Source organism: Aurantimonas coralicida DSM 14790 (assembly GCF_000421645.1).
Classification (GTDB): domain Bacteria; phylum Pseudomonadota; class Alphaproteobacteria; order Rhizobiales; family Rhizobiaceae; genus Aurantimonas; species Aurantimonas coralicida.
In genome coordinates this window covers 140,830-166,061 of sequence record NZ_ATXK01000005.1, presented here as the reverse complement: position 1 = coordinate 166,061, position 25,232 = coordinate 140,830, and the positions used below count along the sequence as shown (strand labels likewise).

28 protein-coding genes are annotated in these 25,232 nt (G+C 65.3%); 27 read left to right on the top strand and 1 reads right to left on the bottom strand.

Annotated elements, in window-relative coordinates; genetic code table 11:
* The first annotated feature begins 110 nt into the window (after positions 1–110).
* From H536_RS0112815 to H536_RS0112805, 3 genes are all read left to right on the top strand, one after another.
* Complete coding sequence (locus H536_RS0112815; RefSeq protein ID WP_024350848.1) at positions 111–4,433, top strand: strawberry notch family protein; 4,323 nt, start codon at positions 111–113, stop codon at positions 4,431–4,433.
* A complete protein-coding gene (locus H536_RS0112810) occupies positions 4,433–5,470 on the top strand; it encodes a DUF7146 domain-containing protein (RefSeq protein WP_024350847.1) in 1,038 nt (345 codons plus the stop codon). The genes H536_RS0112815 and H536_RS0112810 overlap by 1 nt, the downstream gene beginning before the upstream one ends.
* 297 nt (positions 5,471–5,767) lie before the next feature.
* Entirely contained in the window at positions 5,768–6,691 is a 924-nt protein-coding gene (locus H536_RS0112805) for a DUF2493 domain-containing protein (RefSeq protein ID WP_024350846.1), read from the top strand.
* Between the two features lie 257 nt (positions 6,692–6,948).
* Here H536_RS0112805 and H536_RS0112795 read toward each other — a convergent pair whose 3' ends face one another.
* On the bottom strand, positions 6,949–7,158 hold the full coding sequence (locus H536_RS0112795) for a hypothetical protein (RefSeq protein ID WP_024350844.1): 210 nt from the start codon (positions 7,156–7,158) through the stop codon (positions 6,949–6,951).
* Positions 7,159–7,473: 315 nt separating this feature from the next.
* Between H536_RS0112795 and H536_RS24925 the strand changes: the two genes are divergently transcribed.
* The 24 genes from H536_RS24925 to trbK-alt all read left to right on the top strand — a co-directional run bounded on the left by H536_RS24925 (position 7,474) and on the right by trbK-alt (position 25,232).
* Positions 7,474–7,641: a hypothetical protein gene (locus H536_RS24925; RefSeq protein ID WP_167522629.1), complete on the top strand. Its 168-nt coding sequence runs from the start codon at positions 7,474–7,476 to the stop codon at positions 7,639–7,641.
* 143 nt (positions 7,642–7,784) lie between these two features.
* Complete coding sequence (locus tag H536_RS0112785) at positions 7,785–8,228, top strand: hypothetical protein (RefSeq protein ID WP_024350843.1); 444 nt, start codon at positions 7,785–7,787, stop codon at positions 8,226–8,228.
* 556 nt (positions 8,229–8,784) lie between these two features.
* Positions 8,785–9,111: a DUF736 domain-containing protein gene (locus H536_RS0112780; RefSeq protein WP_024350842.1), complete on the top strand. Its 327-nt coding sequence runs from the start codon at positions 8,785–8,787 to the stop codon at positions 9,109–9,111.
* A 167-nt stretch (positions 9,112–9,278) separates the two neighbouring features.
* The gene (locus tag H536_RS0112775) at positions 9,279–9,521 is read left to right on the top strand and encodes a helix-turn-helix domain-containing protein (protein WP_024350841.1); all 243 of its coding nucleotides are present in this window, start codon (positions 9,279–9,281) and stop codon (positions 9,519–9,521) included.
* A 78-nt stretch (positions 9,522–9,599) separates the two neighbouring features.
* Positions 9,600–9,902, top strand: a complete 303-nt coding sequence (locus H536_RS22595) for a DNA -binding domain-containing protein (RefSeq protein ID WP_070154326.1) — start codon at positions 9,600–9,602, stop codon at positions 9,900–9,902.
* 115 nt (positions 9,903–10,017) lie between these two features.
* Complete coding sequence (locus H536_RS25500) at positions 10,018–10,326, top strand: transcriptional regulator domain-containing protein (RefSeq protein WP_354320922.1); 309 nt, start codon at positions 10,018–10,020, stop codon at positions 10,324–10,326.
* Between the two features lie 43 nt (positions 10,327–10,369).
* Positions 10,370–10,774, top strand: a complete 405-nt coding sequence (locus H536_RS23765; RefSeq protein WP_081651913.1) for a DUF2285 domain-containing protein — start codon at positions 10,370–10,372, stop codon at positions 10,772–10,774.
* Positions 10,775–10,900: 126 nt separating this feature from the next.
* Positions 10,901–11,185 carry a helix-turn-helix transcriptional regulator gene (locus H536_RS0112760; RefSeq protein WP_024350838.1) on the top strand — a complete coding sequence of 95 codons (285 nt, stop codon included), beginning with the start codon at positions 10,901–10,903 and terminating at the stop codon, positions 11,183–11,185.
* 13 nt (positions 11,186–11,198) lie between these two features.
* Entirely contained in the window at positions 11,199–12,086 is an 888-nt protein-coding gene (locus tag H536_RS0112755; RefSeq protein WP_024350837.1) for a replication initiator protein A, read from the top strand.
* A 208-nt stretch (positions 12,087–12,294) separates the two neighbouring features.
* On the top strand, positions 12,295–12,933 hold the full coding sequence (gene parA / locus H536_RS0112750; protein WP_024350836.1) for a ParA family partition ATPase: 639 nt from the start codon (positions 12,295–12,297) through the stop codon (positions 12,931–12,933).
* Entirely contained in the window at positions 12,930–13,184 is a 255-nt protein-coding gene (locus tag H536_RS0112745) for a hypothetical protein (RefSeq protein ID WP_024350835.1), read from the top strand. Before parA ends, H536_RS0112745 begins: the two co-directional genes overlap by 4 nt.
* On the top strand, positions 13,181–13,702 hold the full coding sequence (locus tag H536_RS0112740; RefSeq protein ID WP_024350834.1) for a DUF2840 domain-containing protein: 522 nt from the start codon (positions 13,181–13,183) through the stop codon (positions 13,700–13,702). Before H536_RS0112745 ends, H536_RS0112740 begins: the two co-directional genes overlap by 4 nt.
* Positions 13,699–14,244, top strand: coding sequence for a S26 family signal peptidase (locus H536_RS0112735; RefSeq protein ID WP_024350833.1), 546 nt, complete (start codon positions 13,699–13,701; stop codon positions 14,242–14,244). The genes H536_RS0112740 and H536_RS0112735 overlap by 4 nt, the downstream gene beginning before the upstream one ends.
* Before the next feature lie 46 nt (positions 14,245–14,290).
* On the top strand, positions 14,291–14,638 hold the full coding sequence (locus H536_RS0112730; protein WP_024350832.1) for a DUF736 domain-containing protein: 348 nt from the start codon (positions 14,291–14,293) through the stop codon (positions 14,636–14,638).
* Between the two features lie 3 nt (positions 14,639–14,641).
* The gene (locus tag H536_RS0112725; RefSeq protein WP_024350831.1) at positions 14,642–15,403 is read left to right on the top strand and encodes a lytic transglycosylase domain-containing protein; all 762 of its coding nucleotides are present in this window, start codon (positions 14,642–14,644) and stop codon (positions 15,401–15,403) included.
* Positions 15,404–15,647: 244 nt separating this feature from the next.
* Entirely contained in the window at positions 15,648–17,387 is a 1,740-nt protein-coding gene (locus tag H536_RS0112720; RefSeq protein WP_024350830.1) for a relaxase/mobilization nuclease domain-containing protein, read from the top strand.
* Between the two features lie 25 nt (positions 17,388–17,412).
* On the top strand, positions 17,413–19,398 hold the full coding sequence (locus H536_RS0112715; RefSeq protein ID WP_024350829.1) for a conjugal transfer protein TraG: 1,986 nt from the start codon (positions 17,413–17,415) through the stop codon (positions 19,396–19,398).
* Positions 19,399–19,407: 9 nt separating this feature from the next.
* A complete protein-coding gene (locus tag H536_RS0112710) occupies positions 19,408–19,839 on the top strand; it encodes a hypothetical protein (RefSeq protein WP_024350828.1) in 432 nt (143 codons plus the stop codon).
* Between the two features lie 217 nt (positions 19,840–20,056).
* A complete protein-coding gene (trbB, locus tag H536_RS0112705) occupies positions 20,057–20,989 on the top strand; it encodes a P-type conjugative transfer ATPase TrbB (RefSeq protein WP_194248571.1) in 933 nt (310 codons plus the stop codon).
* Positions 20,989–21,321 (top strand): TrbC/VirB2 family type IV secretion system protein, encoded by a 333-nt coding sequence (locus tag H536_RS0112700; RefSeq protein WP_024350826.1) that lies wholly within the window; start codon positions 20,989–20,991, stop codon positions 21,319–21,321. The genes trbB and H536_RS0112700 overlap by 1 nt, the downstream gene beginning before the upstream one ends.
* A complete protein-coding gene (locus tag H536_RS0112695) occupies positions 21,321–21,602 on the top strand; it encodes a VirB3 family type IV secretion system protein (protein ID WP_024350825.1) in 282 nt (93 codons plus the stop codon). The genes H536_RS0112700 and H536_RS0112695 overlap by 1 nt, the downstream gene beginning before the upstream one ends.
* A gap of 11 nt (positions 21,603–21,613) precedes the next feature.
* Positions 21,614–24,067 carry a conjugal transfer protein TrbE gene (trbE, locus tag H536_RS0112690; protein ID WP_024350824.1) on the top strand — a complete coding sequence of 818 codons (2,454 nt, stop codon included), beginning with the start codon at positions 21,614–21,616 and terminating at the stop codon, positions 24,065–24,067.
* A complete protein-coding gene (trbJ, locus tag H536_RS0112685; RefSeq protein ID WP_029660577.1) occupies positions 24,064–24,834 on the top strand; it encodes a P-type conjugative transfer protein TrbJ in 771 nt (256 codons plus the stop codon). Before trbE ends, trbJ begins: the two co-directional genes overlap by 4 nt.
* Before the next feature lie 11 nt (positions 24,835–24,845).
* Positions 24,846–25,232, top strand: a complete 387-nt coding sequence (gene trbK-alt / locus H536_RS25355) for a putative entry exclusion protein TrbK-alt (protein WP_070154328.1) — start codon at positions 24,846–24,848, stop codon at positions 25,230–25,232.

Here is a 25,232-nt window from a genome sequence, read left to right as displayed (position 1 = left end):
CCGCTGCCCGCGTCAGAGTGAGAGGTCGGCCGGGACGGGGTTGAGCCCGTCCGGTCGAGAGAAAGCGCCGGCCCGGCTCGCCCGTCTCCCGCTCTTTCGAGGTATCCTCCATGCTCCACGCTCCCGTCTCTGGTGCCGCTCCGGCGGTCTTGCTTCCGCTCGCACCGAACGCGCCGCCGGCGGCCGCCATTCTCGCCGCCGCCGGCCATCTCCTTCCTCATCTCGAACAGGGCCGCGCGATCGATGCCGCGATACTGCGCTCGGCCATGGAACAGGCCTTCGGCGCGTCCGACGCTAGCGGCGCCTGGGACTGGAAAACGGCCTATGACGCCTGCGAAGCGGCAACCGTCCTCTTCATGCGCAAATACGGAAAGCCGCTTTTCCGCAAAGCCGCGTCTCCGGCCGCACGGCTCTCCGCGCTCGGCAAGATCGCCGGGCTGCTGCCGACGCACACGCGCCGGTCTGAGGAGGCCCAGGCGCGTCAGCAGTTCTCGACGCCGACGCCGCTCGGTCTCGCGGCCTTGACCGCCGCAGCGCTCACGCCCGCCGACCGGGTGCTGGAGCCCTCAGCCGGCACGGGCCTGCTCGCGATCCTTGCCGAGATTGCCGGGTCCGATCTCATCCTCAATGAACTGGCCGAGACCCGCGCCGATCTTCTTGCCTCTCTCTTTCCGGCCAATGCGATCACGCGTTTCGACGCCGCGCAGATCGACGATCATCTCGACCGCACCGCCATTCCCAGCGTCATCATCATGAACCCGCCGTTCTCGGTTATGGCGAATGTCTCCGGACGCGTCGCCGACGCCGCCTATCGCCATATCGCTTCCGCTCTGGCGCGGCTTGCGCCAGGCGGCCGGTTGGTCGCGATCACCGGCGCGAATTTCTCGCCCGAGCTGCCGGCCTGGCGCGACCACTTCGCCCGGCTGCAGGAGCGCGGCCGCGTCGTGTTCACTGCGGCGATCGCGGGCTCTGTCTATGCCAAGCAAGGCACGACCATCGAAACCCGCCTGACCGTCATCGACAAGGCGCCGGCCGAGGATGATGCACGCTTCCCGGCATCTCTCGGCATCGCGCCCGACGTGGCGACGCTTCTCGCTTGGATCGAACGCGACTTGCCCCCGCGCATTCCGGTCGCGCTGCCAAAGATCTCCCCGGATACGGCGCCGCGCACCGTTCGCGGCTATCTCGCCAAGGCCGCAGCATCCACGGACGGCCGGCCCACGGCTGAGATCGAAGGCCTGCCGCTTGACTATCAGACCGTGGAGCGGATGCCTCTTGAAGATGGCCGACTGTCGGACTCGATCTATGAGGCCTATGCGCTCCAGTCGGTCCGCATCCCGGAGGCGCAGCCCCATCCCACCAAATTGGTACAGTCGGCCGCCATGGCGTCGGTCGCGCCGCCGAAGCCGAGCTATCGCCCGACGCTTCCAGCCGCGATCGTCACCGGGGGCGTTCTGTCCGACGCCCAGCTCGAGACAGTGATCTATGCCGGCGAAGCTCACAGCGAACACCTCGCAGGCGCCTGGATTGTGGACGAGACCGGCGATCTCGTCACCGCCGCGCCGGACGACGCTCCAAGCGCCGTCCGCTTCCGCCGGGGCTTCATGCTCGGCGACGGCACCGGCGCCGGCAAGGGCCGTCAGTCCGCCGGCATCATCCTCGACAACTGGCTGCAGGGTCGCCGCAAGGCAGTATGGATCTCGAAGTCCGACAAGCTGCTCGAAGACGCTCAACGCGACTGGTCGGCGCTCGGTATGGAGCGCTTGTTGGTCACGCCGCTATCCCGTTTCCCTCAGGGCACGCGGATCCGTCTCAGCGAAGGCGTCCTTTTCACCACCTATTCCACGCTACGGTCCGACGACCGTGGCGAGAAGCTTTCGCGCGTCAAACAGATCGTCGAATGGTTGGGCTCCGACTTCGATGGAGTCATCATTTTCGACGAGTCGCACGCAATGCAGAACGCCGGCGGCGGCAAGGGAGAACGGGGCGATGTCGCGCCCTCACAGCAGGGCCGTGCCGGGCTGCGGCTGCAGCACGCGCTGCCGGACGCGCGTGTCGTCTACGTTTCTGCCACCGGCGCGACCACAGTCCACAATCTCGCTTACGCCCAGCGGCTCGGGCTGTGGGGCGGTGACGATTTTCCCTTCGCCAACCGCGCCGAGTTCGTGGAGGCCGTCGACAATGGCGGTGTCGCGGCCATGGAGGTGCTTGCCCGCGACCTGCGCGCGCTCGGCCTCTACACGGCCCGGTCGCTCTCCTATGACGGCGTTGAATACGAACTGGTCGAGCACCAGCTTACGCCCGAGCAAGCCCGCATCTACGATGCGTATGCCGGCGCCTTCGCCATCATCCATAACCATCTCGACGCCGCGATGCAGGCCGCCAACATCACCGGCGATAGCGGCACCCTGAACCGTCAGGCGAAGTCGGCCGCGCGTTCTGCATTCGAAAGCGCCAAGCAGCGGTTCTTCGGTCATCTGCTGACCAGCATGAAGACCCCGACGCTGATCCGCTCGATCGAGCAGGACCTGGCCGACGGGCACAGCGCCGTCATTCAGATCGTCTCGACCGGCGAGGCACTGATGGAGCGCCGACTGGCCGAGATTCCGACCGAGGAATGGAACGACGTGCGTGTCGACATCACGCCGCGGGAATATGTCCTCGACTATCTCGCCCATTCCTTCCCGGTGCAGCTCTACGAGCCGTTCTCCGACAGCGAGGGCAATCTGTCGTCGCGGCCAGTCTTCCGGGACGGTCAGCCCGTCGAGAGCAGGGAGGCCGTCGCCCGCCGTGACGAGCTGATCGAACGGCTCGCGTCGCTAGAACCCGTTCCCGGCGCCCTCGACCAGATCGTCCAGCGCTTTGGCTCCGATGTCGTCGCCGAGGTCACCGGCCGTTCACGGCGCGTTGTGCGCAAGGGCGATCGCCTTGCCGTCGAGAATCGGGCGGGCTCGGCCAATCTCGCCGAGGCCGCCGCCTTCATGGACGACCAGAAGCGCATCCTGGTCTTCTCGGATGCGGGCGGTACGGGGCGCAGCTATCACGCCGATCTTGGCGCGAAGAACCAGCGCCTGCGTATCCACTATCTGCTGGAGCCGGGCTGGAAGGCCGATGCGGCGATCCAGGGTCTCGGTCGGACCAACAGGACCAATCAAGCTCAACCGCCGCTCTTCCGCCCGATCGCCACTGACGTGAAGGCTGAGAAGCGCTTCCTCTCCACGATCGCGCGTAGGCTCGATACACTCGGCGCGATCACGCGTGGGCAGCGCCAGACCGGCGGACAGGGTCTCTTCCGGCCAGAGGACAATCTCGAAAGCCCCTATGCGCGCGGTGCGCTGCGCCAGCTCTATCTGCTGCTCGTGCGTGGCAAGGTCGAGAACTGCTCGCTCGACCGCTTTGAGTCCGCCACCGGTCTCAAGCTCACGGATGACAACGGCATCAAGGACGAGCTGCCGCCGATCACGACCTTCCTCAACCGTCTGCTCGCGCTGACCATCGACCTGCAGGGCGTGCTTTTTACGGCGTTTGAGCAGCTCCTGACGGCGAAAGTCGACGGGGCGGTTCGCAGTGGAGTCTATGACGTCGGACTCGAAACGCTGCAGGCCGAGAGCTTCATCGTCACCGGCAGCGAGGTGATCCATACGCACCCGGGCACCGGCGCGGAAACTCGGCTTCTCACCATCACCCGCCGGGAGCGCAATCGACCGACGAGCCTCGCCGACGCGCTCGATCATCTCTCCGATCCGCGCGCACGGCTCCTGGTCAATGGTCGCTCCGGCCGCGCCGCCGTGCAGATTTCCGCACCATCGATGATGCTCGACGATGGCGAGATCGAGCGCCGCGTCTGCCTGGTCCGGCCGATGGAGCAGCACTATGCGCCGCTGCGCATGATGGGTGAGAGCCAGTGGGAGGAAGCCGATCGCGCCGCCTTCGCCGCCGCGTGGTGGGCTGAGTTGAATGACGTGCCGGAGTTTTCCGACAGCACGATCCACATTGTCGCCGGCCTGTTGTTGCCGATCTGGAAGCGGCTGCCAAACGAGTCGACGCGGGTCTACCGGCTCCAGACCGATGGCGGCGAGCGCATCATCGGCCGCCGCGTCTCGCCCGCCTGGGCGGCAAACGCCGTCACCACGGGCGCAACATCGCTGACCCCTGAGCAGGCCTTCACCGCTCTGATGGACGGCACGACGATCCTCGATCTCGCTGACGGCCTTCAGCTTCGGCGCGCCCGCGTCATGAATGCCCAGCGCCTGGAGCTGACCGGCTTCACCGAGGCGATGCGGGACCGGCTGCGCACCTACGGCCTGTTCAGCGAGATCATCTCGTGGAAGCTCCGCTTTTTCGTGCCGGCCGACGCCGCCGGACCGGGCGTCCTCGCCAAGGTGCTCGATACATATCCCGTGGCGCGCATCTCCGAGCGGGAGGCCGCGTGATGGCACGTCAAGACGCTTCCGATCTCGCGCACAGTCTCGGCCGGCAGGCCGAGGCGGTGTGCCGGCATTATCTTTCCAGCGGTCGCCGCGAGGGCAACTACTGGCTCGTGGGCGATGCGCGCAACACACCCGGCCGCTCGATGTATGTCCGGCTCAAGGACACGCCGAAAGGTCCCGCCGGCAAATGGACCGACGCGGCCACCGGCGAGCATGGCGATCTCCTCGACGTCATCCGAGAAAGCTGCGGCCTCATCGACTTCAAGGATGTCGCCGACGAGGCGCGGACCTTTCTCTCGATGCCGCCGCCGGCGCCGGAGGCCCGTCAGCACGAACGGCCGAACCCAGCGCCGCATGGCTCCCCCGAAGCGGCCCGCCGACTGGTCCGCATGTCGCAGCCGATCCACGGCACGCTCGTACAAACGTATTTACGGGAACGCGGCATTACGGATTTGCGCGGAACCGGAAGCCTGCATTTCCACCCGCGCTGCTATTATCGCCCCGAAGAGCATTCGCCGACCGAGACCTGGCCGGCGATGATCGCGGCCGTCACCGACCTCGACGGCAAGATCACCGGGGCGCATCGCACCTGGCTCGATCCGCGCCGCCGCGATAAGGCGCCAATCGACACGCCGAGGCGAGCCATGGGCGATCTTCTCGGCAACGCGGTCCGCTTCGGCATAGGCAGCGATGTGATAGCGGCGGGCGAAGGCATCGAGACCGTCCTGTCGCTTCGTCAGGTCCTTCCCGACATGCCTATGCTGGCGGCGCTCTCCGCGGCCCATCTCGCTGCAATCCTGTTCCCCGACACACTGCGGCGGCTCTACATCGTCCGCGACAACGATCCGGCCGGTGACGCTGCGCGCGACACCCTCATCGAACGGGCCGACGCGGCCGGGATCGAGGCGATTGTCATCTCGCCGCAGCTGGGCGACTTCAACGAGGATCTGCGCAACCTCGGCCTGGACGCATTGAGCGTGGAAGCCCGGTTGCAGGTCGCGCCGCAGGACGTCGCGCGCTTCATGGCGTTGGCGGCATAGCCGGCAGGAGAACGGGCGTGAGGTTCGCCGCCGTGCTCGGCGGATGCATCATTCCATCGGAGGGGGCCCGCGCCTCGGCCTTCGAGAGGGCGATCGGCCCACAGGCCGGCCAACCGGGCAATGGCGGCGGCCGACTATTTTCCGGCGCGGCCGAGAGGCCGCTTTCCATCGCGAGGCAAAATAGCCGGCCTTAGCCATCGAGCCCTACGCTTTCGCTCCGGGTGCCCGGTCGTCCGGCCTGCGGGCTTCGTCGCCATGAAGGCCGCGACGGTCGCGGTCCAACCGACGGAGCATCCCATGCGCGAGCACGACGACTACGAACCGCATCACGAATCGTCACCCACCGACCATGTCCTCAACGAACTGCAACTCCACGGGTACCGCCCCTTCACCGACGAGCCCGACCAGCGGCTTCTGCCGGACGGCAATCAGGCCGCGGGCGCCGTCGCCGACATCTTCGACGCTCTGATCGGCACCCTGGCAGACACGCGTCTCGAACCTGACCTCGACGATCTCCTCTGGTCGACCGTGAACGTCTTCCACCGCGCCACCGACCGGATCGGCCGCGAACTGGATGACAATGAGCAGTCCCAGAAGCGGGCGCAGCGCGAACAGGACGGCAGCGAGGTGAAATCGGTCGAACTGGAGCGCCTGATCGCAGAGGGGATCACGCTGATAGAGCGCCAGAACGCCTTCGAGCTGATGCGCGACCAGGCCGCCGAACACTACGAACGCCACGTCGGCAAGCCTTGGCTCCCGCGCAGCGGATCGAAGGTCAACCATCGCAATCTGACTTCGGCGATGATCGACAGCCGCGACTTTCTCATGGCGAAGAAGCGCGCCGATCAGGAAGTACTACTTCCGCCCGGTCCCAAGATCATCGTCACCGGCGGCCTCGACTTCAATGATCACCAGCTTATCTGGGCAAAGCTCGATCAGGTTCACGCCAAGCACGCCGGCATGGTTCTGGTCCATGGAAAGTCGCCAAAGGGTGCCGAGAGGATCGCCTCGCTCTGGGCATCGAACCGCAACGTTCCGCAAATCGGCTTTGCACCCGATTGGACCAAGCACGGACGATCGGCACCGTTCAAGCGGAATGACCAGATGCTCGATATCGTGCCGAAGGGCGTGCTGCACTTCCCGGGCACGGGCATAAATGACAACCTCGCCGACAAGGCCAAGAAGCTCGGCATTCCGGTTTGGAAGCACGGCGGCGCGTGAGCGCCGCCACGCATGGGCCGCTGCCTAGCGCTTCATCTTCGTGACTTTGTAGACGCACCCGGAGCGATCATACGTGGTCCAATCACCGACTTGCTGACCGTCTTCAAAGTAGCCGGACCGCAGCTTCGAACCGTCGCGGCGAAACCACTCCCAGTATCCGGTAGGTTGTCCCTCCATCGTCTGGCCGACGACCCACAAGCTTCCGTCCTTGTGTCGCTTCTGGAAAGCGAGCGTCTCCGTCATCGGCAACCCCACGTTCAGTCTGGCTCGCCTGTCACTGCGATACGGGCGGATCGCGCGTAGAAGGCAAGCTCGGTGTCGTTTTCGATCAACGCGTCGAGGAGCGCTTTCATATCCGCTTGGTCCGAAGACGACTGGAAGGGGCCCGGCTGCCGCTCAATCGCCAGCACAGCGATCGTCAAAGCCTTTTTCACGAGGTGCAGATTACGTCCTGTGAACTCCGCCATCGTCCAGCCCTTCGCGACTCTACACTTGCCGCCAAGAGCATAGCGCAAATGAAGCCATCTGAGGACACGACGCGAGGCTGAGTCGAAAGCAGCGTCGAGACTGTAAAACGGGTCTCCCGACGCGAAGACCACCTCCGCCTATCAGCGCTGATCCTTGGTCCAGCCGCGGACTTGTCGCCATCAACCCATGAAGGGTCGGCTATGCGAGCATGCCGCCGCTGCGGCTGCGCCTGCGCGGTGATTGCAGTCCACGGCCGAACACTTCGGGCGCCTGTCGGCGGGGGATGGTCCCCCGCTCCAGCAGGAGCCCAGCAGATGTCCCTCAATCAAGCTCACGCCTTCGCCTTCAGCCTCGCCACCACCCTGATGGTCTCGATTGTCATCTTCCAGGCGGGCGACGGCAGCATGGGTGTCATGCCCGCGGGCGAATATGACGGCGAACTCGCCGCGATCGTCCATGAGGTTGATCCCTTCGCCCGCTGATCGCGGGCAAGGCTTCACGGCCGCAAGCGGAAGTCCGGCAGGATTTCCGCTCCCGTCCCGGCTTGTCATTCGCTATACTTCAGGCGCGCTGTGGTGGTGGTGGAGGCGCGATCGTCAGCCATGAACGATTGGAAACCACTGCCATGATCATCCTTGCCATACTCGCATCCCTCTTCGCCGTCGGCCTGCTCTGCTGGCTGGTGTTCACCTTGGCCGTTTTCACTCTGCCCGCCTTCGTCGGCGTGACGACGGGCGCCTGGGCCAACGAAGGCGGCGCCGGCATTGCCGGCGCTGTCGTCGTGGGCGCGCTCGCGGCGGCGATGACGCTCGCCATCGGGCACCTCCTGATCGCCTTCGTCCGCCCGATGTGGCTGAAACTCGTCGTGGCGATCGCCTTCGTCGCCCCGGCGGCGATCGCGGGTTTTCATGCCACCCATGGCATCGTGAAGCACCTGATGCCGTCGGAAGCGTGGCAGATGGCGTTTTCGATCTTCGGGGCCGTCGCGGTCGGGATCACCGCCTTCCTCCGGGTCGCTGGACTAGTGGCGACTCCCAGCCCATCCAGCCCGGGCCTTACTCGGGCATAATCTTTGTCGAAGTCGTTCCGGCGGATCGGAACAGCACAAGACAAAGCATATCCTCGTAGCCTCCGAGGTTGCAGATGAAGCGGTGGGTGCTGATTGTTCATCGCCCCGAAAAGCAGCCCGCGGGGGAGCGCTTTGGGCAACACCGGCAGCGCATCCGTTCGTGCACCGAAGGCTGAGACGCTCCCGGTGGCAGTCGACGGAGATGCTGGAGCGATGCCTGTAGATGGGGAACGAAGCTGCTACGCACGCCCTGCGCCAACTTGCCGATGCGGGAGGGTCGCCATCTTCTCCGTTATCTGACCGTGCCTAGACCGCTCCAAACGGCCTCTTTAATGGCCTGATCTGGCCGAAGTACGGCTTCGCCTCGATCGCCTATGACACAACAGCCGCGTCGAACTTTCTTCCCCTGCCGGCTGCGCCGTCATTCCTCGCGAGACAAGAAAGCCCTCCTAAGCTGTCAGGCCCCTTCGGGGTGCGCCGTCGACCGCCTCCGGCCTGCCGATCGCCATCGAGGCCGCAATGGTGCGGGCTCGGAAACGGAAAACGGAGAATTACAATGGCGACCATCGGCACCTTCAAGAAGACCGACTCGAACGAGTTCACCGGCGAAATCGTCACCCTCAGCGTCCAGGCCAAGGGCGTGCGCATCGTCCCCGATACCCGCGCCACCGGCGAGAACGCTCCCAGCCACCGCGTCCTGGTGGGCCGCGCCGAGATCGGCGCCGCCTGGTCGAAGCGCTCCAACGAGGGCCGCGACTATCTCGGCCTCAAGCTCGACGATCCGAGCTTCAACGCCCCGATCTACGCCAACCTCTTCGACGACGAGGACGGCGACACCTTCTCGCTGATCTGGTCCCGCCCGAGCGGGCGGCGCGGCGACTGAGGCCTCCGCGCAAGGCCCCGGCCGGAAGGTCGGGGCCTTTCAGCTTTCTGGCAACCGAATCAGCTGACGTTTCCCCGATCGGCTTTGCGGTGGCCAAACTGGCATAGGGCGACTATTATAGTCGTAGTTCTGGCGTGCGCGTAGGTCCGAGTGGGAGGTGATCATGCATGATCACCGCCCGACAATCACGGGCCGCGCGCGCGTTGCTGGGTTGGACACAGGAGACGCTCGCTGACAAGGCTCGCGTATCTCTGACCGCCCTCAAGCGCCTCGAGTCGGCCAGTGGCCTCGAGGTGTACGAGAGCACGCGGGATGAGGTTAGGCGCGCTTTCGAACAGAGTGGCGTCGTGTTCCTGAGCTCCGACCGTGGTGTGGGAGTGATGGTGGTTGATCGCAAAGGGCAAGGCTAACGGCACGCGAGGAGCGAACTCGCAAACGCCCCTCTCATCGGGTTGCGCTAGAAGCTCGCTCGTAACATCGTTAACAAAATGCTCCAGTATGGATGGATATCCGCGCCGGGGAACGCCGTGACTACAAACTTATTTCTTGATGAACCGCCAAGCAGCGCGACGCCGACCGCCTATGACGCGGCCAATGTGAAGCTTTACCTGCGTTTGCTGGATGCCGAAGCGCAAGGCGCTTCCTGGGCGGACGTCGTCGAGACGATTTTCGGGATTTCGGTCAACGCCGAGCCCGAGCGTGCCGAGCGCGTTCACCGCTCGCATCTCGCGCGCGCAAAGTGGATGACGAAGAACGGCTATAGCGGTTTGCTGGCCGGCCGCGTGAACTGAACGTGATGCAGGTTTCGCATCACGTTGCTCCGCCTTCGTTATTCCCAGCCCCCACACAACTTGGAATCGTGTCCGCAGCTCAATTCGCGCGCTAAAACTGCGGAGGCTGTGGAGGATGTCTGAAGAAGATTCTTGGCGGTCAGAGGCCGCTTACGACTATGTCGATGCTCTGTCTCCCGGAGATCTCGCCTGGGAGTTTTTGCGGAGAAACACCGAGTACCGGCGATCATACGACGAATTCCTCCAGGCAGGCGACAACACCGAAGAACTGACCCGGGAGTTTACATCCCGATGGGGGTTGCGATTTCCCGGCAGATCCTTCTGCATCTGCAATCGTCTCTCCAGTCTATTGGGACGCCCACTTCGATCCATCGATCGTCGTCCTCGGCAAAATCCCGACGGCTCACACGCCTCCCTCACTTGACGATTTCATCAGGGCGCAGGCCATAAATGGCATCGATGGCGAGATGCTGCGCCTTCAGATCCGGGGCGAAATTTTCGACGCTTCTCTGCGCGACGGTGCCGGAAGTCTCGCGGCCATGGTCCTTCTTGATGAGCTTACGCCCGACCGCCTGAGCACGCTGGCTCGTTTTTGGGCGGCTCTCGCTGGAAAAACCGTCCCGCCGGATCCGCGTATCACCCGATCCCGACAAAAGCGGGCGCGCGAAATGCTGCGCGTCCTCGACGGTCGGGCATCCGGAGCGACGTATCGTGCAATCGCCGACGCCGTCTTTCCCAAACATGATCACGACGCAGCCTCGTGGGTAGGCAGCGCAATCCGCGAGACGACCATTCGCCTGGCTAGAGACGGCGCGAAGCTCGTCCAGGGCGGCTATCGTTCGATCTTGCGCCGGCCACGCCGAGACCGCTGACGCCCCAAGGGGTGTCGAACTTATCTCCTTTACTTCGACATCGTGCCGACCGCCGCAATCGCGCCACCGTGACCGCAATCCGCCGCCTGTCCGAGGCAGGCGCCGCGAAACCACGGAGGTTCGATCATGGACGAAACGGCCGCCCCCATGCCGCCACGCTACCTCAGGACAGAGGAAGCCGCGCGCTTTCTCGGGCTGTCGGAGCGCACGCTCGAAAAGCACCGAACATATGGCACCGGACCGACCTACCGGAAGCTCGGTGGACGGGTGGTCTATTCGCTGACCGACCTGCAGGCGTGGGCCGATCGCGGCTTGGTGACCTCCACCTCGGATCCGCGTGGCGGCATCGTCGCTCCTGCGAAAGCTGCGGCCTCCCAAGGCCGCAACGCCGGCACTTCCGGCCTTCGCTGATCCGGTCTCCGTGATGTCGTCCCGCCATCAACGCAGCGACGAGCGAGCGCAACTCGACCTCTTCCGGGCGCTGCCCGGTGACCTGGCGCCTCGCGATGCGCAGGACCTGATGGCCTATCCGTTCTTCTCCCTCGCCAAGTCGAAGCGGCTTGCGCCGATCGACTTCAAGGCCGGCTCGGTCAAGATCCGTGTCGAGGCAGTGCCCGAGCATGGCATGGCGACGATCTGGGACGCCGACATCCTCATCTGGGCCGCCTCACAGATCGTCGAGGCTCGCGACGTGGGGCTCCAGCCATCGCGGCTGATGGCCACGACCCCGTATGAAATCCTGAACTTCATCGGCCGCGGCGTATCGCTGCGGGATTACGATCGGCTCAAGGCCGCACTCGACCGACTGCAGTCGACTACCGTCGCGACCTCGATCCGCCAGCCGACAGAGCGGCGGATGCACCGGTTCTCCTGGATCAACGAGTGGAAGGAACGAGCCGACCAACGCGGCAGGCCGCTCGGCCTCGAACTCATCGTTCCCGACTGGTTTTACAGCTCGGTGCTCGACGACGCGCTGGTGCTCACCATTGACCGCAACTACTTCGGCCTGACCGGAGGGCTGGAGCGCTGGCTGTACCGCTTGGTGCGCAAGCACGGCGGCAAGCAGGAGTTCGGCTGGAGCTTCGACTTTCCGCACCTCCATGCAAAGTCGGGTAGCCTCTCGCCGCTCAAGCACTTTGCCTACGACCTCCGCGAGATCGTCCGCCGGCAGCCGCTCCCTGGGTATCAGCTCACCATCGAGCGGTGCGTCGGCGGTCCCGACATCCTGTCCTTCGCACCCACCGATCCCGACGCGCTTGGCATTCCGCGCCGCCGTCGCCGCTCGAAAACTCGCCCTGGGGATAAGCTGTGAATCGTCTCGTGCTATCGGGGACCGGCACTATCGTGCCATCGAGGACCGAAGTCTCGTGCTATCGGGGACCGGATTCGACGAATCCTCGCGCTGAATCAGCGACTTGCAAGCCCTGTAACTTATCTAACCTAGATTCCTACGGAATCTTTCTAACGCGACCGTGCTTTTCGGCCGCTGTGGACGAGTCCCCGATCGCCGGGAGACCGTCATGATCGTCGCACTGCTCAACCAGAAGGGCGGCGTCGGGAAAACGACGCTCGCCCTGCACCTCGCCGGCGAATGGGCTCGCCGTGGACAGCGCGTGACGCTGATCGACGCCGACCCCCAGGGTTCGGCGCTCGACTGGTCGCAGCAGCGCAACCGAGAGGGGTTGGAGCGGCTGTTCGGTGTCGTCGGCCTGGCCCGCGACACGCTCCACCGCGAAGCGCCGGAGTTGGCCCGCGACGTTGACCATGTCGTCATCGACGGCCCGCCGCGCGTCGCTGGGCTGATGCGCTCGGCGCTGCTCGCGGCCGATCTCGTGATGATTCCGGTGCAGCCGTCGCCGCTCGATGGCTGGGCCTCCGCCGAAATGCTCTCGCTGCTCGGCGAGGCACGCATCTACCGCCCGCAACTCGCCGCCCGCTTCGTGCTGAACCGGTGCGCGGCTCGCACCGTGTTGGCGCGCGAGACCGCCGAAACGCTCGCGGATCACGACCCGCCCTTGCTCTCGACCACGATCGGCCAGCGCATCGTCTTCGCCGATGTCGTGCAGACCGGCCGGCTCGCCGCCGAGCAGGACGAGGATTGCCCTGGCGCGCGCGAGATCGCCGCGCTCGCGGCGGAAGTCGCGAGGATCGGCGCATGAGCGCGCGGTCCCCAAAACGCAGCTTCGCGGCGCGTCCGGCCGATCCGGAGAGCTGGATCAAGGCGCCCGAGCGCCACACCCCGCGCGCACAAGCCGGCGAGGACTTCTCGGCGCGACTGACGATCGACGTGACTGCGGATATGCGCGGCCGCATCAAGATCGCCGCCTTCCAGCGCGGGCAGACCGTCGCCGAAATGCTGCGCGCGCTGTTCGAGCGCCAATTCCCACCCCCGTCAGGAGAAGGATCATGACCGGCCATGTCGCCGCGCCAATGCGCGTCGGCCGCGCTGCCGCCGAGCCGCCGCCAGAAGCTTTCACCCAGGTCGAACTTACTTGGGTCGAGAAGCGAACGGAGCACTGGATACGGTTCGGTCACGAGCTACGCGAACAGATCCTCGACCGGCGCCGACGCATCCTCTTCTTCCCTCCGGGAAGCATCTTTGCGCTGGTCCGATGGGCCGCGAATGAGCACGGGACCGTGCTCTCGCGCCTCGACATCCTGCGCGCTGTTGAGCCTGCTGCGCCATGCCAGACGATGCCGACCGTCACGCCCGGAGCGGACATCCTCTTGCGCGTCGACGGCTGGCCGAAGGTGGAGCGCATGCTCCAGCTCATCGACGCCATTGAGGCGCGCGGCATCGAGCCGATCGAGGTCTCGCCGGACCATTGGCGCCACGTCCACAACCGAATGACCGTCGGCGAAACGCCACGCGCTTATGGTCTTCGGCAGCATCGCGCCTTTCTCCTGCGCCAGGAGATCGGCGCATGACGCGGCTCTCCTACGCCATCGCCACAACGGCGGCGGTGTCGCTTCTAGGCCTCGCCTCGATCGCCTCATTCGCGCCGCGCCTCATCTGGAACGCTTCAGCCAGCACGCCGGTCGGCTTCTACACGATCGGCGATGTGCGCGCCCTCGACGTGACCGATCTGGTGGCGGTCGACGCGCCCGAGCCGCTCGCGACATTCCTGTCCGATGGCGACTACCTGCCACGCGGCGTGCCGCTCTTGAAGCGCGTCGCCGCGCTCCCGGGTCAACGGGTTTGCCGGACCGGGCTCGCCATCACGGTCGACGGCGTGCCGATCGGCGACGCCCTCGATCGCGATCGTCGCGGTCGCCCGCTCCCCGTTTGGCAGGGCTGCCGCTTGGTCGCAGCTGGCGAGTTGTTCCTGATGAACTGGCAGGTCCGCGACAGCCTCGACGGCCGCTACTTCGGCCCGCTTCCGGCCACCGCCGTGATCGGCCGGGCCACCCCTCTCTACACCGACGAGGACGGCGATGGCCGCTTCGTCTGGCGCGCGCCGACGCGGTGACGGCGAGCCCATGACCCTGTCCACCGCAACCTGAAGGAGACGACCAATGCCCGTGATCGGTCAATTCATGCGCGAGAATGATGGCTTCATCGGCCATCTGACGACACTTTCCCTGCACCAGGACATCATCGTCGTCGCGGCCGAGCCGTCCGATGCCGAGAACGCGCCGGACTATCGCGTTCATGTGCTCGACACCATGAGCAACGAGACCGGCGCGGAGATCGGCGCAGGCTGGAAGCGCACCGGCGAGAAGGCCGGCGAATACGTCTCGCTGCAGCTTGACGATCCGACCTTCGAACATCCGATCCGCGCCAACCTGTTCCAGTCGGCCGACGACAAGTCCGCCTGGGCCCTACACTGGAACCGCCCGCCAAAGCGCGGCGAGCGGGACTGAACGATGCCCGCCACACGCATCAAACCTGTCGTCGGAGGGAGGATCGCCCTCCGACGTGCAGCTCTCCTTCTCCTTTCCGGCCTGGTCCTCGCCGGATCCGCCGCGAGCACTGCCTACGCCCAGCAGGCGCAGGTCGAGCATCCATCACGCAGCGATCCCTATGGCGCGTACATTGCAGAGGCGTCTCAGCGGTTTGGCGTTCCAGAAACGTGGATACGTGCCGTCATGCGCGTCGAGAGCGCGGGCGATGTGCGCGCGATCTCGTCGGCCGGCGCAATGAGCCTGATGCAAATCATGCCCGCCACGTGGGAGGAGTTGCGCGTCCGGCATCGGCTCGGCGGCAACCCCTACGACCCCCGGGACAACATTCTGGCGGGTGCTGCATATCTGCGCGAGATGCACGACCGTTACGGATCGCCGGGGTTTTTGGCGGCCTACAACGCGGGTCCGGGCCGCTACGAAGAGTATCTCGCCGGCCGCCCATTGCCGGCCGAAACGCGCGCCTATGTCGCGACGCTCGCCCCCATCGTCGGGGGCGGTGAACTGACCGGTCCTGTCATGGTGGCGGCCGCCGATCCACTGACCTGGACGAGAGCGCCGCTCTTCGTCGTACAGTCGGCCGGCAGAGAGTCTGCCGTGCCGTTACAGTCTGACGGCAAGCCGGACACCGCCACGGCGGCGGAACCGGTGCGCGATCAGGGCCCCGTCGCTGCGCCCACCGATGGCCTTTTCGTTGCGCGCAGCGTTTCCGGGGGACCGCGATGACCGCGTTCGCACCCGTTCGTACCGTGGCGTGCCTTGGCGGAAGATGGGCAGTCTGCGGAGGGGGAGCAGTCAGCACAACCGAAAGATGGCGAGATAAAAGCCGGCGATGTGCGGCTTGGTGCGGTCGTGTGTTTTCAGGGGCTTATGGCGCATTTGCGCGAGGTGCACCTTGCCGGCGCAGCCTGCGCATTCGCCATTTTTCCAAGTGTTTCCTTCGCTTTGCGCGATGTGCGGAGCTTTGGCGATGAGCGGCGAGGACGATTTCCGCATCCGGCCTGGCCGCATCCGCTCGACCCGCGCGCAACAGGCACGGCCCTTCATCGCTCAGGCACTTGCGGCCGCACAGCGGGCTGGCGGCCGCGTCTCGCGATCCGGCCAGATCACCAAGAGCAATCGCTCGCGGTTCGGTCGCGGGCAGCGCGCGACAGTGCAGGCCAACCGGCTCCTGACCAGCCGGTCGCGCAACGTGGTTTTCAAGACGCGCGTCGTGCGGCACACCGCCAAGGCCGCGCCGCTTAGCGCCCACCTCAGCTACCTCAGGCGCGAGGGTGTTACCCGGGACGGGGAGAAGGCCCAGCTGTTCGGTCCCGAGACCGGAGACGCCGATCCCAAGGCCTTCGCTGAGCGAACCCAGGACGACCGCCATCATTTCCGCTTCATCGTCTCACCGGAGGACGCAACGGAGATGTCCGACCTCAGGACATACGCCCGCGACCTGATGGGGCAGATGGAAAAGGACCTCGGCACCAAGCTCGACTGGGTCGGCGTCGATCATTGGAACACCGACAATCCCCATGTCCACATCATCCTGCGGGGACGTACCGACGACAGCCAGGACCTCGTAATCTCCCGCGACTACATCAAGGAGGGCATGCGCGCCCGCGCGCAGGACCTCGTCACCCAGGAACTGGGGCCCCGCACCGAGCAGGAGATCCGTCGTAACCTCGGACGTCAGGTCGAGGCGGAACGCTGGACCGATCTCGATCGGCAGATCTCCCGCGACAGCTATCGCAGCGGCATCGTCGACCTCGCGCCACGTCCCGATCAGAAGCCTGACGAGTTCCACGCGTTGAAGGTCGGCAGGCTGCGCAAGCTGGAGACGCTTGGTCTCGCCGATCAGGTCGGTCCCGGTCAATGGGTTGTGTCGGAGACTGCGGAGAAGACTCTACGCGCCCTCGGTGAACGCGGCGACATCATCAAGCGCATCCATCGTGGCCTGACCGAGCGCGGCATCGAGCGTGGCGCCGCGAGCTATGTGCTCGCGGGCGAAAGCATCGATGACCCTGTTATCGGGCGTCTGGTCGATCGCGGTCTCGACGACGAACTGAAGGGCACGGCCTACGCCGTCGTCGACGGCACCGACGGGCGAACCCATCATATTAAGCTCCCCGATCTCGACGCGGCTGCCGACAGCGCGCCGGGTTCGATCGTCGAGCTGCGCAAGTTCGACGACGTGCAGGGCCGCCGCCGTGTCGCACTCGCTGTTCGATCCGATCTCGATATCGAACAGCAGGTCCATGCGACCGGCGCCACCTGGCTCGACCGGCAGGCTATCGCCCGCGAACCGGTGGCTCTCGGTGGAGGCGGCTTTGGCGCGGAGGTGCGGCAGGCAATGGACCGACGCGCCGAGCATCTTATCCACCAAGGGCTCGCCGAGCGTCAGACCCGCGGCGTCAGCTTCTCGCCGGGGCTGATCGAAACTTTGCGCCAGCGCGAGGTCGAAGCGCTCGGGGAGAAGCTCGCGGCCGAGACCGGCCGGCCATTCTCGAAGGCCGGAACGGGCGAGTATGTGGCGGGCACCTATCGCCAGCGCTTCGCGCTCGCCTCCGGCCGCTTCGCCATGATCGACGACGGGCTCGGCTTCCAGCTCGTGCCCTGGTCGCCGTCCCTCGAACGTCAACTCGGCCAGCACGTCTCCGGGGTCTCGCGCGGGGGCGGCGGCGTCGACTGGAGCTTCGGCCGCAATCGCGGCCTCGGCATGTAGCCCCACCAAGAAAGGAGTACCTGCCATGTCGGCGACGAAAATCCTCTGGGGGCAGATCCTCACCGTTTTCCTGATCGTGTTGATGACGACCTGGGGCGCCACGCAATGGACAGCCTACCGTCTCGGCTTCCAGCCCCAGCTCGGTCAGCCTTGGTTCGAACTGGCCGGATGGCCGATCTATTATCCCCCGGCCTTCTTCTGGTGGTGGTATTTCTACGACGCCTATGCGCCGCCGATCTTTGTCGAGGGCGCCTATATCGCCGCGTCGGGTGGCTTCATCTCCATCGCCGTCGCGATCGGCATGTCGGTATGGCGGGCGCGTGAAGCCAAGAACGTCGAGACCTATGGCTCGGCCCGCTGGGCACGACCGGAAGAGGTGAAGGCGGCAGGACTGCTCGGCCCCGACGGAGTCGTACTCGGCAGGCATGAGCGCGAGTATCTCCGCCATGACGGTCCGGAGCATGTGCTGTGCTTCGCGCCGACCCGTTCCGGCAAGGGCGTTGGCCTGGTGGTGCCTTCGCTCTTGACGTGGCCGGGGTCGGCGATCGTCCACGACATCAAGGGCGAGAACTGGACGCTCACCGCCGGCTATCGCGCACGGCATGGCCGCGTGCTGCTCTTCGATCCGACGAACGCGAAGTCGGCGGCCTACAACCCGCTGCTCGAAGTGCGCCGCGGCGAATGGGAAGTCCGCGACGTGCAGAACATCGCCGACATTCTCGTCGACCCGGAAGGCTCGCTCGAAAAGCGAAACCACTGGGAGAAGACATCGCACGCGCTTCTGGTCGGCGCGATCCTGCATGTCCTGTACGCAGAGGCCGACAAGACATTGGCCGGCGTCGCCGCCTTTCTCTCCGATCCGAAGCGCCCGATCGAGTCGACCCTCGCGGCGATGATGAAGACCGCCCATCTCGGCGAGGCCGGTCCACATCCGGTGATCGCCAGCGCCGCCCGCGAACTGCTCAACAAGTCCGATAACGAGCGCTCCGGGGTGCTGTCGACAGCGATGTCGTTCCTCGGCCTGTATCGCGATCCCGTCGTGGCCGAGGTCACCCGTCGCTGCGACTGGCGTATCGCCGACATGGTTGGAGGCAAGTATCCGACCACGCTCTACCTCGTGGTGCCGCCATCGGACATCAACCGGACCAAGCCGCTGATCCGCCTGATCCTCAATCAGGTCGGCCGTCGCCTCACCGAGGACCTGCAGGCGAAGAGCAATCGACACCGGCTGCTGCTCATGCTCGACGAATTTCCCGCCCTTGGGCGCCTGGACTTTTTCGAGAGCGCGCTCGCCTTCATGGCAGGCTACGGTCTGAAGGCGTTCCTCATCGCGCAATCGCTGAACCAAATCGAGAAAGCTTACGGTCCGAACAACTCGATCCTCGATAACTGCCATGTGCGCGTCAGCTTCGCCACCAACGACGAGCGAACTGCGAAGCGCGTTTCGGATGCGCTTGGCACCGCGACCGAAATGAAGGCCATGAAGAACTATGCCGGCCACCGGCTATCGCCCTGGCTCGGCCACCTGATGGTGTCGCGCTCGGAGACTGCACGGCAATTGCTCACGCCGGGCGAGATCATGCAGCTCCCGCCGTCAGACGAGATCGTCATGGTCGCCGGCATCCCGCCTATCCGCGCAAAGAAGGCACGCTATTACGAGGATCGTCGGCTTCAGGAGCGCATCCTTACGCCCCCCGCACTCACGAAGCCCGCAAGCGCTCGAGCCGACGATTGGAGCGCGCTCGCCATACCGGAACCTCCCGTACTGAGTGCGCCAGCTCCGGCAGATAACCTAGCCGACGACGACCCGACGGACTCCGAGCAGCGGCATCAGCCTGAACTGAGCCGCATCAAAACAGTCGAACGCAAGGCGATCGTCGACAACGAATTCGAGATCGATCCTCGCGACGACGTCGATGAGGATGCTGCGCGCCTCAGCCGCATGACGCAGACCATGCGCCAAGTCGCTCGGCAGGCATCGCTCGATCCTGGCGATGGCATCGAGCTATAGGAGGCGGGGGTGACCAAACCTTTGAAGAAGCAGCGGCTGTCGGTCTATCTCGACCCGGACGTCATGAAGGCGCTCGCAGCCCATGCTGCCCGGCGCGATCTGTCCCTGTCACTGGTAGCCGAGGCCGGTATCGCTTCATTCCTCTCGCCGGACGCTGCCGAGCGTCAGGAGGCCGCGACGACGAAGCGGCTTGACCAGCTCGACCGACGCATGGCGCGCATGGAGCGCGATCTGGGAATATCGGTCGAGACGCTCGCCGTGTTCATCCGCTTCTGGCTGACCTCCAACCCGCCGTTGCCGGAGCCGGCGCAAGTTGCGGCTCGCGCCAAAGCGTCGGAGCGCTACGAAGCCTTCGTGACCGCGCTCGGCAGACGACTCGCGCAAGGTCCGAAGCTCAGGCAGGAAATCGCGGAAGACATCCCCGCGCGCGACGCGGAATAATCACTGGTTGACGTATCACAAGTATTCGACCGTTCCGCCGTTTCCCTGTCTTTGTACGCCACAGTACGACGGCCACATGATGGTTGTTGTCACGCCATGATTTCTGCCTCTTCTACTCATCCCCGATCCAGGGCCGCCCGCGGCGGTCCCGCAAAAGAACGGGGACAGCGTGACGGCAGCTCACCAGAAATCGGAGGCGATCCTTCGCGGGGCTCGGATGCTGCGCACTGCGCTCGGCCCGGCGATCGCCACGTTTCTGGAAGACCCCGCAATCGTCGAGGTGATGCTCAACCCCGACGGGCGGCTCTGGGTCGACCGGTTGTCGGAAGGTCTCTCCGACACCGGTGAACGGCTATCTCCAGCCGACGGCGAACGCATAGTTCGACTTGTCGCACATCACGTCGGGGCCGAGGTTCATGCCGGGGCGCCCCGCGTCTCCGCCGAACTGCCTGAAACAGAGGAGCGGTTTGAGGGCCTTCTGCCGCCGGTGGTGTCCGCGCCGGCTTTCGCGATCCGGAAGCCAGCCGTCGCCGTGTTCACGCTCGATGACTATGTCGCGGCTGGCATCATGCTGTCCGACCAAGCCGAAACACTGCGTCAGGCCGTTCTTCATAGGCGGAACATTCTCGTCGCCGGCGGCACCTCCACCGGTAAGACCACGCTCACGAACGCCCTGTTAGCGGAGGTATCGAAGACATCCGATCGCGTCGTGTTGATCGAGGACACCCGTGAACTGCAATGCGCCGCGCCAAACCTGGTCGCAATGCGCACGAAGGACGGCGTCGCTTCTCTCTCCGATCTTGTCCGTTCCTCGTTGCGTCTTCGTCCCGACCGCATCCCGATCGGCGAAGTGCGCGGTGCAGAGGCGCTCGATCTGCTGAAGGCCTGGGGCACCGGCCATCCCGGCGGCGTCGGCACGATCCACGCCGGCACCGCCATCGGCGCTCTTCGCCGGATGGAGCAACTCATCCAGGAAGCCGTCGTCACGGTTCCGCGCGCGCTGATCGCCGAGACCATTGATCTGGTTGCGGTGCTCTCCGGCCGCGGCTCCTCGCGCCGCCTTGCCGAGCTTGCCCGCGTCGAAGGCCTGGGCCCCGACGGCGACTACTGCGTCACTCCAACAATTCCGTCCATCTCAGGAGACAGGTAATGATCAAGCATGCCCTGCGCATCCGCCGTCACATCGCCACGGCGGCTTCCGTCACTTTCATTTCCATAGCCCTCGCACCTGCCGCTCATGCGTCCGGTTCGTCGATGCCATGGGAAGCTCCTCTGCAGTCGATCCTCGAATCGATCGAGGGCCCGGTCGCAAAGATCATCGCGGTGATGATCATCATCATCACCGGCCTGACTCTCGCCTTCGGCGACACGTCGGGCGGAGCGCGCCGCCTGATCCAGATCGTGTTCGGCCTGTCGATCGCCTTCGCCGCGTCGAGCTTCTTCCTCTCGTTCTTCTCGTTCGGCGGCGGGGCGCTTGTCTGATGGCCGTTGGAGCGGATCATAGCGCGGACGTACCGGGCTTTTCCGTGCCGGTTCATCGTGCGCTGACCGAGCACATCCTGCTCGGCGGTGCGCCGCGCTCGCTCGCGATCCTCAATGGCACCCTGGCCGCCGCGCTTGGCTTGGGCCTTCGCCTTTGGCTGGTCGGGCTGGCGCTATGGGCGGTCGGCCACTTCGCCGCCGTCTGGGCGGCCAAACGTGATCCGCAATTTGTCGACGTCGTGCGCAAGCATCTGCGCATCCCCGGCCACTTGGCAACGTGAGGAGCCGGGCAATGATGAACCTAGCCGAATACCGCAATCGGAATACCCGGCTCGCCGACTTCCTACCCTGGGCGGCGCTCGCCGGCGACGGCGTCGTCCTCAACAAAGACGGCAGCCTGCAGCGCTCGGCCCGCTTTCGCGGTCCTGACCTCGACAGCGCAGTGCCAGCCGAGCTCGTCGCCGTCGCTGGCCGGCTGAACAACGCCTTCCGTCGCCTTGGTTCCGGCTGGGCCATATTCGTCGAAGCGCAGCGCCATGGCGCGGTGTCATATCCGGCAAGCACATTTGCCGACAGCGCTTCGGCGCTTGTCGATGCCGAGCGCAAGGCAGACTTTGAAGAAGCCGGCGCCCATTTCGAATCCAGCTACTTTCTCACATTCCTTTATCTACCGCCGGCCGAGGATGCCGCCCGTGCCGAGACCTGGCTTTACGAGGGTCGGGACCATGCCGGCGTCGATGCGCGCGAAGTGCTCCGAAGTTTTGTCGATCGCACCGACCGTATCCTCAACCTGATAGACGCCTTCATGCCGGAGTGCGTATGGCTCGATGACGCCGAAACGCTCACCTACCTGCATTCGACGATCTCGACGAAGCGCCATCGCGTCCGCGTGCCCGAAACGCCGATGTACCTCGACGCTTTGCTCGCCGATCAGCCGCTCACCGGCGGGCTGGAGCCCCGGCTTGGAGATGCGCACGTACGCATCCTCACTATCGTCGGCTTCCCGACCGCGACGACGCCCGGCATCCTCGACGAGCTGAACCGACTTGCCTTTCCCTATCGCTGGTCGACCCGAGCGATCCTGCTCGACAAGACCGACGCGACCAAGCTGCTGACAAAGATCCGGCGGCAGTGGTTCGCAAAGCGCAAGTCGATCGCCGCCATTCTCAAGGAGGTGATGACCAACGAGGCATCGGCGCTCGTTGACACTGACGCAGCCAACAAGGCCGCTGACGCTGATATGGCGCTACAGGAACTGGGCGCCGACTATGCCGGCCAAGCCTACGTGACCGCGACCATCACCGTCTGGGACGATGATCCCCGCGTCGCGGCCGAGAAGCTCCGGCTGGTGGAGAAGGTCATTCAGGGCCGCGACTTCACGGCGATGACTGAGACCATCAATGCTGTCGACGCCTGGCTGGGCTCACTCCCCGGGCATGTCTACGCCAACGTCCGCCAGCCGCCCATCAGCACATTGAATCTCGCTCACATGATCCCGCTGTCAGCGGTGTGGGCGGGACCGGAACGGGACGAGCACTTCGATGCACCCCCACTGCTTTACGGCAGAACGGAGGGCTCGACCCCGTTCCGGCTTTCCATCCACGTCGGCGATGTCGGTCATACGCTGATCGTCGGGCCGACCGGCGCCGGTAAATCGGTGCTTCTCGCACTCATGGCGCTCCAGTTCCGCCGCTATCAACAATCTCAGGTCTTCGCCTTCGACTTCGGCGGATCGATCCGCGCCGCGGCGCTCGCCATGCAGGGCGACTGGCATGATCTCGGCGGCGGTTTGACTGAGGGTTCCGAGGAGAGTGTGTCGCTCCAGCCGCTCGCCCGCATCGACGACGTCGCCGAGCGCGCCTGGGCCTCCGACTGGCTGATCGCGATCCTCTCCCGAGAGAGCGTGCCGGTCACGCCCGAGGTCAAGGAGCATCTGTGGTCGGCGCTTTCGTCGTTGGCGTCAGCGCCGGTCGCCGAGCGCACGTTGACCGGGCTGTCGGTCCTTCTCCAGTCCAATGACCTGAAACAGGCGCTGCGACCCTACTGCGTCGGCGGCCCCTATGGCCGGCTGTTGGACGCTGAGGCCGAGCATCTCGGCGAGGCGCATGTCCAGGCTTTCGAGACCGAAGGTCTGATCGGCACCGGTGCAGCGGCAGCGGTGCTCGCCTATCTCTTCCATCGCATCGAGGACCGCCTCGACGGCCGGCCGACACTCCTGATCGTGGATGAAGGTTGGCTCGCCCTCGACGACGACGGCTTCGCCGGACAACTCCGCGAATGGCTGAAGACGCTGCGCAAGAAAAACGCCAGCGTCATCTTCGCCACCCAGTCGCTCTCCGACATCGACGGCTCTGCGATAGCGCCGGCGATTATCGAGAGCTGCCAAACGCGCATCCTCCTGCCGAACGAGCGCGCGGTCGAGCCGCAGATCACCGCTATTTACCGCCGCTTCGGTCTCAACGACCGGCAGATCGAAATCCTCGCGCGGGCAACGCCCAAGCGAGACTATTACTGCCAGTCGCGACGGGGCAATCGCCTGTTCGAGCTGGGCCTGTCGGATGTGGCCCTGGCGCTGTGCGCAGCCTCATCCAAACAGCATCAAGCGATGATCGCCGACGTCCACGCCCGAAGCGGCACCGGGGGATTCCTCGCCGAGTGGCTGGCGGCCAACCGACTCGACTGGGCTGCCGACCTGATCACCGACCTCACCAACGTCAATCAACAAGACCCGGAGGCACGTCCATGACACGTCTGATTCAAACCCACAGTCGCGCACTGCGCGTGACGGCCGCACTCCTCGCGGTCCCGCTCGCACTTTCACCGGTCCTCAGCACCCCGGCTGCCGCTCAGTGGATCGTCTACGACCCAACGAACTATGCCCAGAACGTCCTCACTGCGGCGCGGACCCTCCAGCAGGTGAATCAGCAGATCACTCAGCTTCAGAACGAAGCTCAGATGCTGATCAATCAGGCGCGCAATCTTGCCAGCCTCCCGCACTCTTCGCTTCAGCAGCTTCAACAGTCGGTTCAGCGGACGCAACAGCTTCTGAGCGAGGCGCAGGGGATAGCCCTTAACGTCCAACAGATCGACCGAGCATTCCAGACCACCTATGGCAATGCCTCGATGTCCGCCTCGGATCAGGCGCTCGTCACACAGGCGCGGGAGCGCTGGCAGAACACTGTCGGTGGTCTGCAGGACGCTATGCGAGTCCAGGCGGGTGTTGTCGGCAACATCGACACCAACCGTACGGAGATGTCAGCGCTTATCGGCCAAAGCCAGGGCGCGACGGGGGCGTTGCAGGCGACGCAGGCCGGCAATCAACTGCTCGCACTGCAGGCCCAACAGCTCGCCGACCTCACCGCCGTCGTCGCCGCTAACGGGCGCGCTCAGAGCCTATCCGAAGCCGAGCGCGCCGCAGCGGCGGAACAGGGTCGTGAGCAGCGCCGTCGCTTTCTCACGCCCGGCAGCGGCTACCAGCCGGGCAATGCGCGCATGTTCCCGAACGGCAATTGAGAGGACCGACCGTGGACGGCAAATTGGTCGCTCGGATGGGCGCCGTGATTTTCGTCGCGGTTGCGGTCACCGCGACCGCGATCGAGATGTCCCGGAAAGAGGAAGTGCCTGAGGCTTGGTCGTCCGGACGAACGCCTCAAGAAACTGCGGATCCCCTGCGCGACGCGCTCATCCGCTGCCAGGCACTCGGTGAAGAAGGTCCGCGAGACCCCGCCTGCCGCCGGGCCTGGGCCGAGAACCGACACCGCTTTCTCGCGCCCGGTTCTCGTCCCGTCGAGCGCTTGCCGGACGTAGCATCACCCATCGGTGACGTCTTCAGCCCTCAACCACGAGGGACAGACGCGCAAGATCACGCGCCGACCGCGCCGAGCACGCCACAGATCAACGAAGCGCGATAG

Coding starts and splice junctions, on each gene's coding strand:
- H536_RS0112815 (WP_024350848.1), top strand. CDS start 111: ATGCTCCACGCTCCCGTCTCTGGTGCCGCTCCGGCGGTCTTGCTTCCG.
- H536_RS0112810 (WP_024350847.1), top strand. CDS start 4,433: ATGGCACGTCAAGACGCTTCCGATCTCGCGCACAGTCTCGGCCGGCAG.
- H536_RS0112805 (WP_024350846.1), top strand. CDS start 5,768: ATGCGCGAGCACGACGACTACGAACCGCATCACGAATCGTCACCCACC.
- H536_RS0112795 (WP_024350844.1), bottom strand. CDS start 7,158: ATGGCGGAGTTCACAGGACGTAATCTGCACCTCGTGAAAAAGGCTTTG.
- H536_RS24925 (WP_167522629.1), top strand. CDS start 7,474: ATGTCCCTCAATCAAGCTCACGCCTTCGCCTTCAGCCTCGCCACCACC.
- H536_RS0112785 (WP_024350843.1), top strand. CDS start 7,785: ATGATCATCCTTGCCATACTCGCATCCCTCTTCGCCGTCGGCCTGCTC.
- H536_RS0112780 (WP_024350842.1), top strand. CDS start 8,785: ATGGCGACCATCGGCACCTTCAAGAAGACCGACTCGAACGAGTTCACC.
- H536_RS0112775 (WP_024350841.1), top strand. CDS start 9,279: ATGATCACCGCCCGACAATCACGGGCCGCGCGCGCGTTGCTGGGTTGG.
- H536_RS22595 (WP_070154326.1), top strand. CDS start 9,600: ATGCTCCAGTATGGATGGATATCCGCGCCGGGGAACGCCGTGACTACA.
- H536_RS25500 (WP_354320922.1), top strand. CDS start 10,018: ATGTCTGAAGAAGATTCTTGGCGGTCAGAGGCCGCTTACGACTATGTC.
- H536_RS23765 (WP_081651913.1), top strand. CDS start 10,370: ATGCTGCGCCTTCAGATCCGGGGCGAAATTTTCGACGCTTCTCTGCGC.
- H536_RS0112760 (WP_024350838.1), top strand. CDS start 10,901: ATGGACGAAACGGCCGCCCCCATGCCGCCACGCTACCTCAGGACAGAG.
- H536_RS0112755 (WP_024350837.1), top strand. CDS start 11,199: ATGTCGTCCCGCCATCAACGCAGCGACGAGCGAGCGCAACTCGACCTC.
- parA (WP_024350836.1), top strand. CDS start 12,295: ATGATCGTCGCACTGCTCAACCAGAAGGGCGGCGTCGGGAAAACGACG.
- H536_RS0112745 (WP_024350835.1), top strand. CDS start 12,930: ATGAGCGCGCGGTCCCCAAAACGCAGCTTCGCGGCGCGTCCGGCCGAT.
- H536_RS0112740 (WP_024350834.1), top strand. CDS start 13,181: ATGACCGGCCATGTCGCCGCGCCAATGCGCGTCGGCCGCGCTGCCGCC.
- H536_RS0112735 (WP_024350833.1), top strand. CDS start 13,699: ATGACGCGGCTCTCCTACGCCATCGCCACAACGGCGGCGGTGTCGCTT.
- H536_RS0112730 (WP_024350832.1), top strand. CDS start 14,291: ATGCCCGTGATCGGTCAATTCATGCGCGAGAATGATGGCTTCATCGGC.
- H536_RS0112725 (WP_024350831.1), top strand. CDS start 14,642: ATGCCCGCCACACGCATCAAACCTGTCGTCGGAGGGAGGATCGCCCTC.
- H536_RS0112720 (WP_024350830.1), top strand. CDS start 15,648: ATGAGCGGCGAGGACGATTTCCGCATCCGGCCTGGCCGCATCCGCTCG.
- H536_RS0112715 (WP_024350829.1), top strand. CDS start 17,413: ATGTCGGCGACGAAAATCCTCTGGGGGCAGATCCTCACCGTTTTCCTG.
- trbB (WP_194248571.1), top strand. CDS start 20,057: ATGCTGCGCACTGCGCTCGGCCCGGCGATCGCCACGTTTCTGGAAGAC.
- H536_RS0112700 (WP_024350826.1), top strand. CDS start 20,989: ATGATCAAGCATGCCCTGCGCATCCGCCGTCACATCGCCACGGCGGCT.
- H536_RS0112695 (WP_024350825.1), top strand. CDS start 21,321: ATGGCCGTTGGAGCGGATCATAGCGCGGACGTACCGGGCTTTTCCGTG.
- trbE (WP_024350824.1), top strand. CDS start 21,614: ATGATGAACCTAGCCGAATACCGCAATCGGAATACCCGGCTCGCCGAC.
- trbJ (WP_029660577.1), top strand. CDS start 24,064: ATGACACGTCTGATTCAAACCCACAGTCGCGCACTGCGCGTGACGGCC.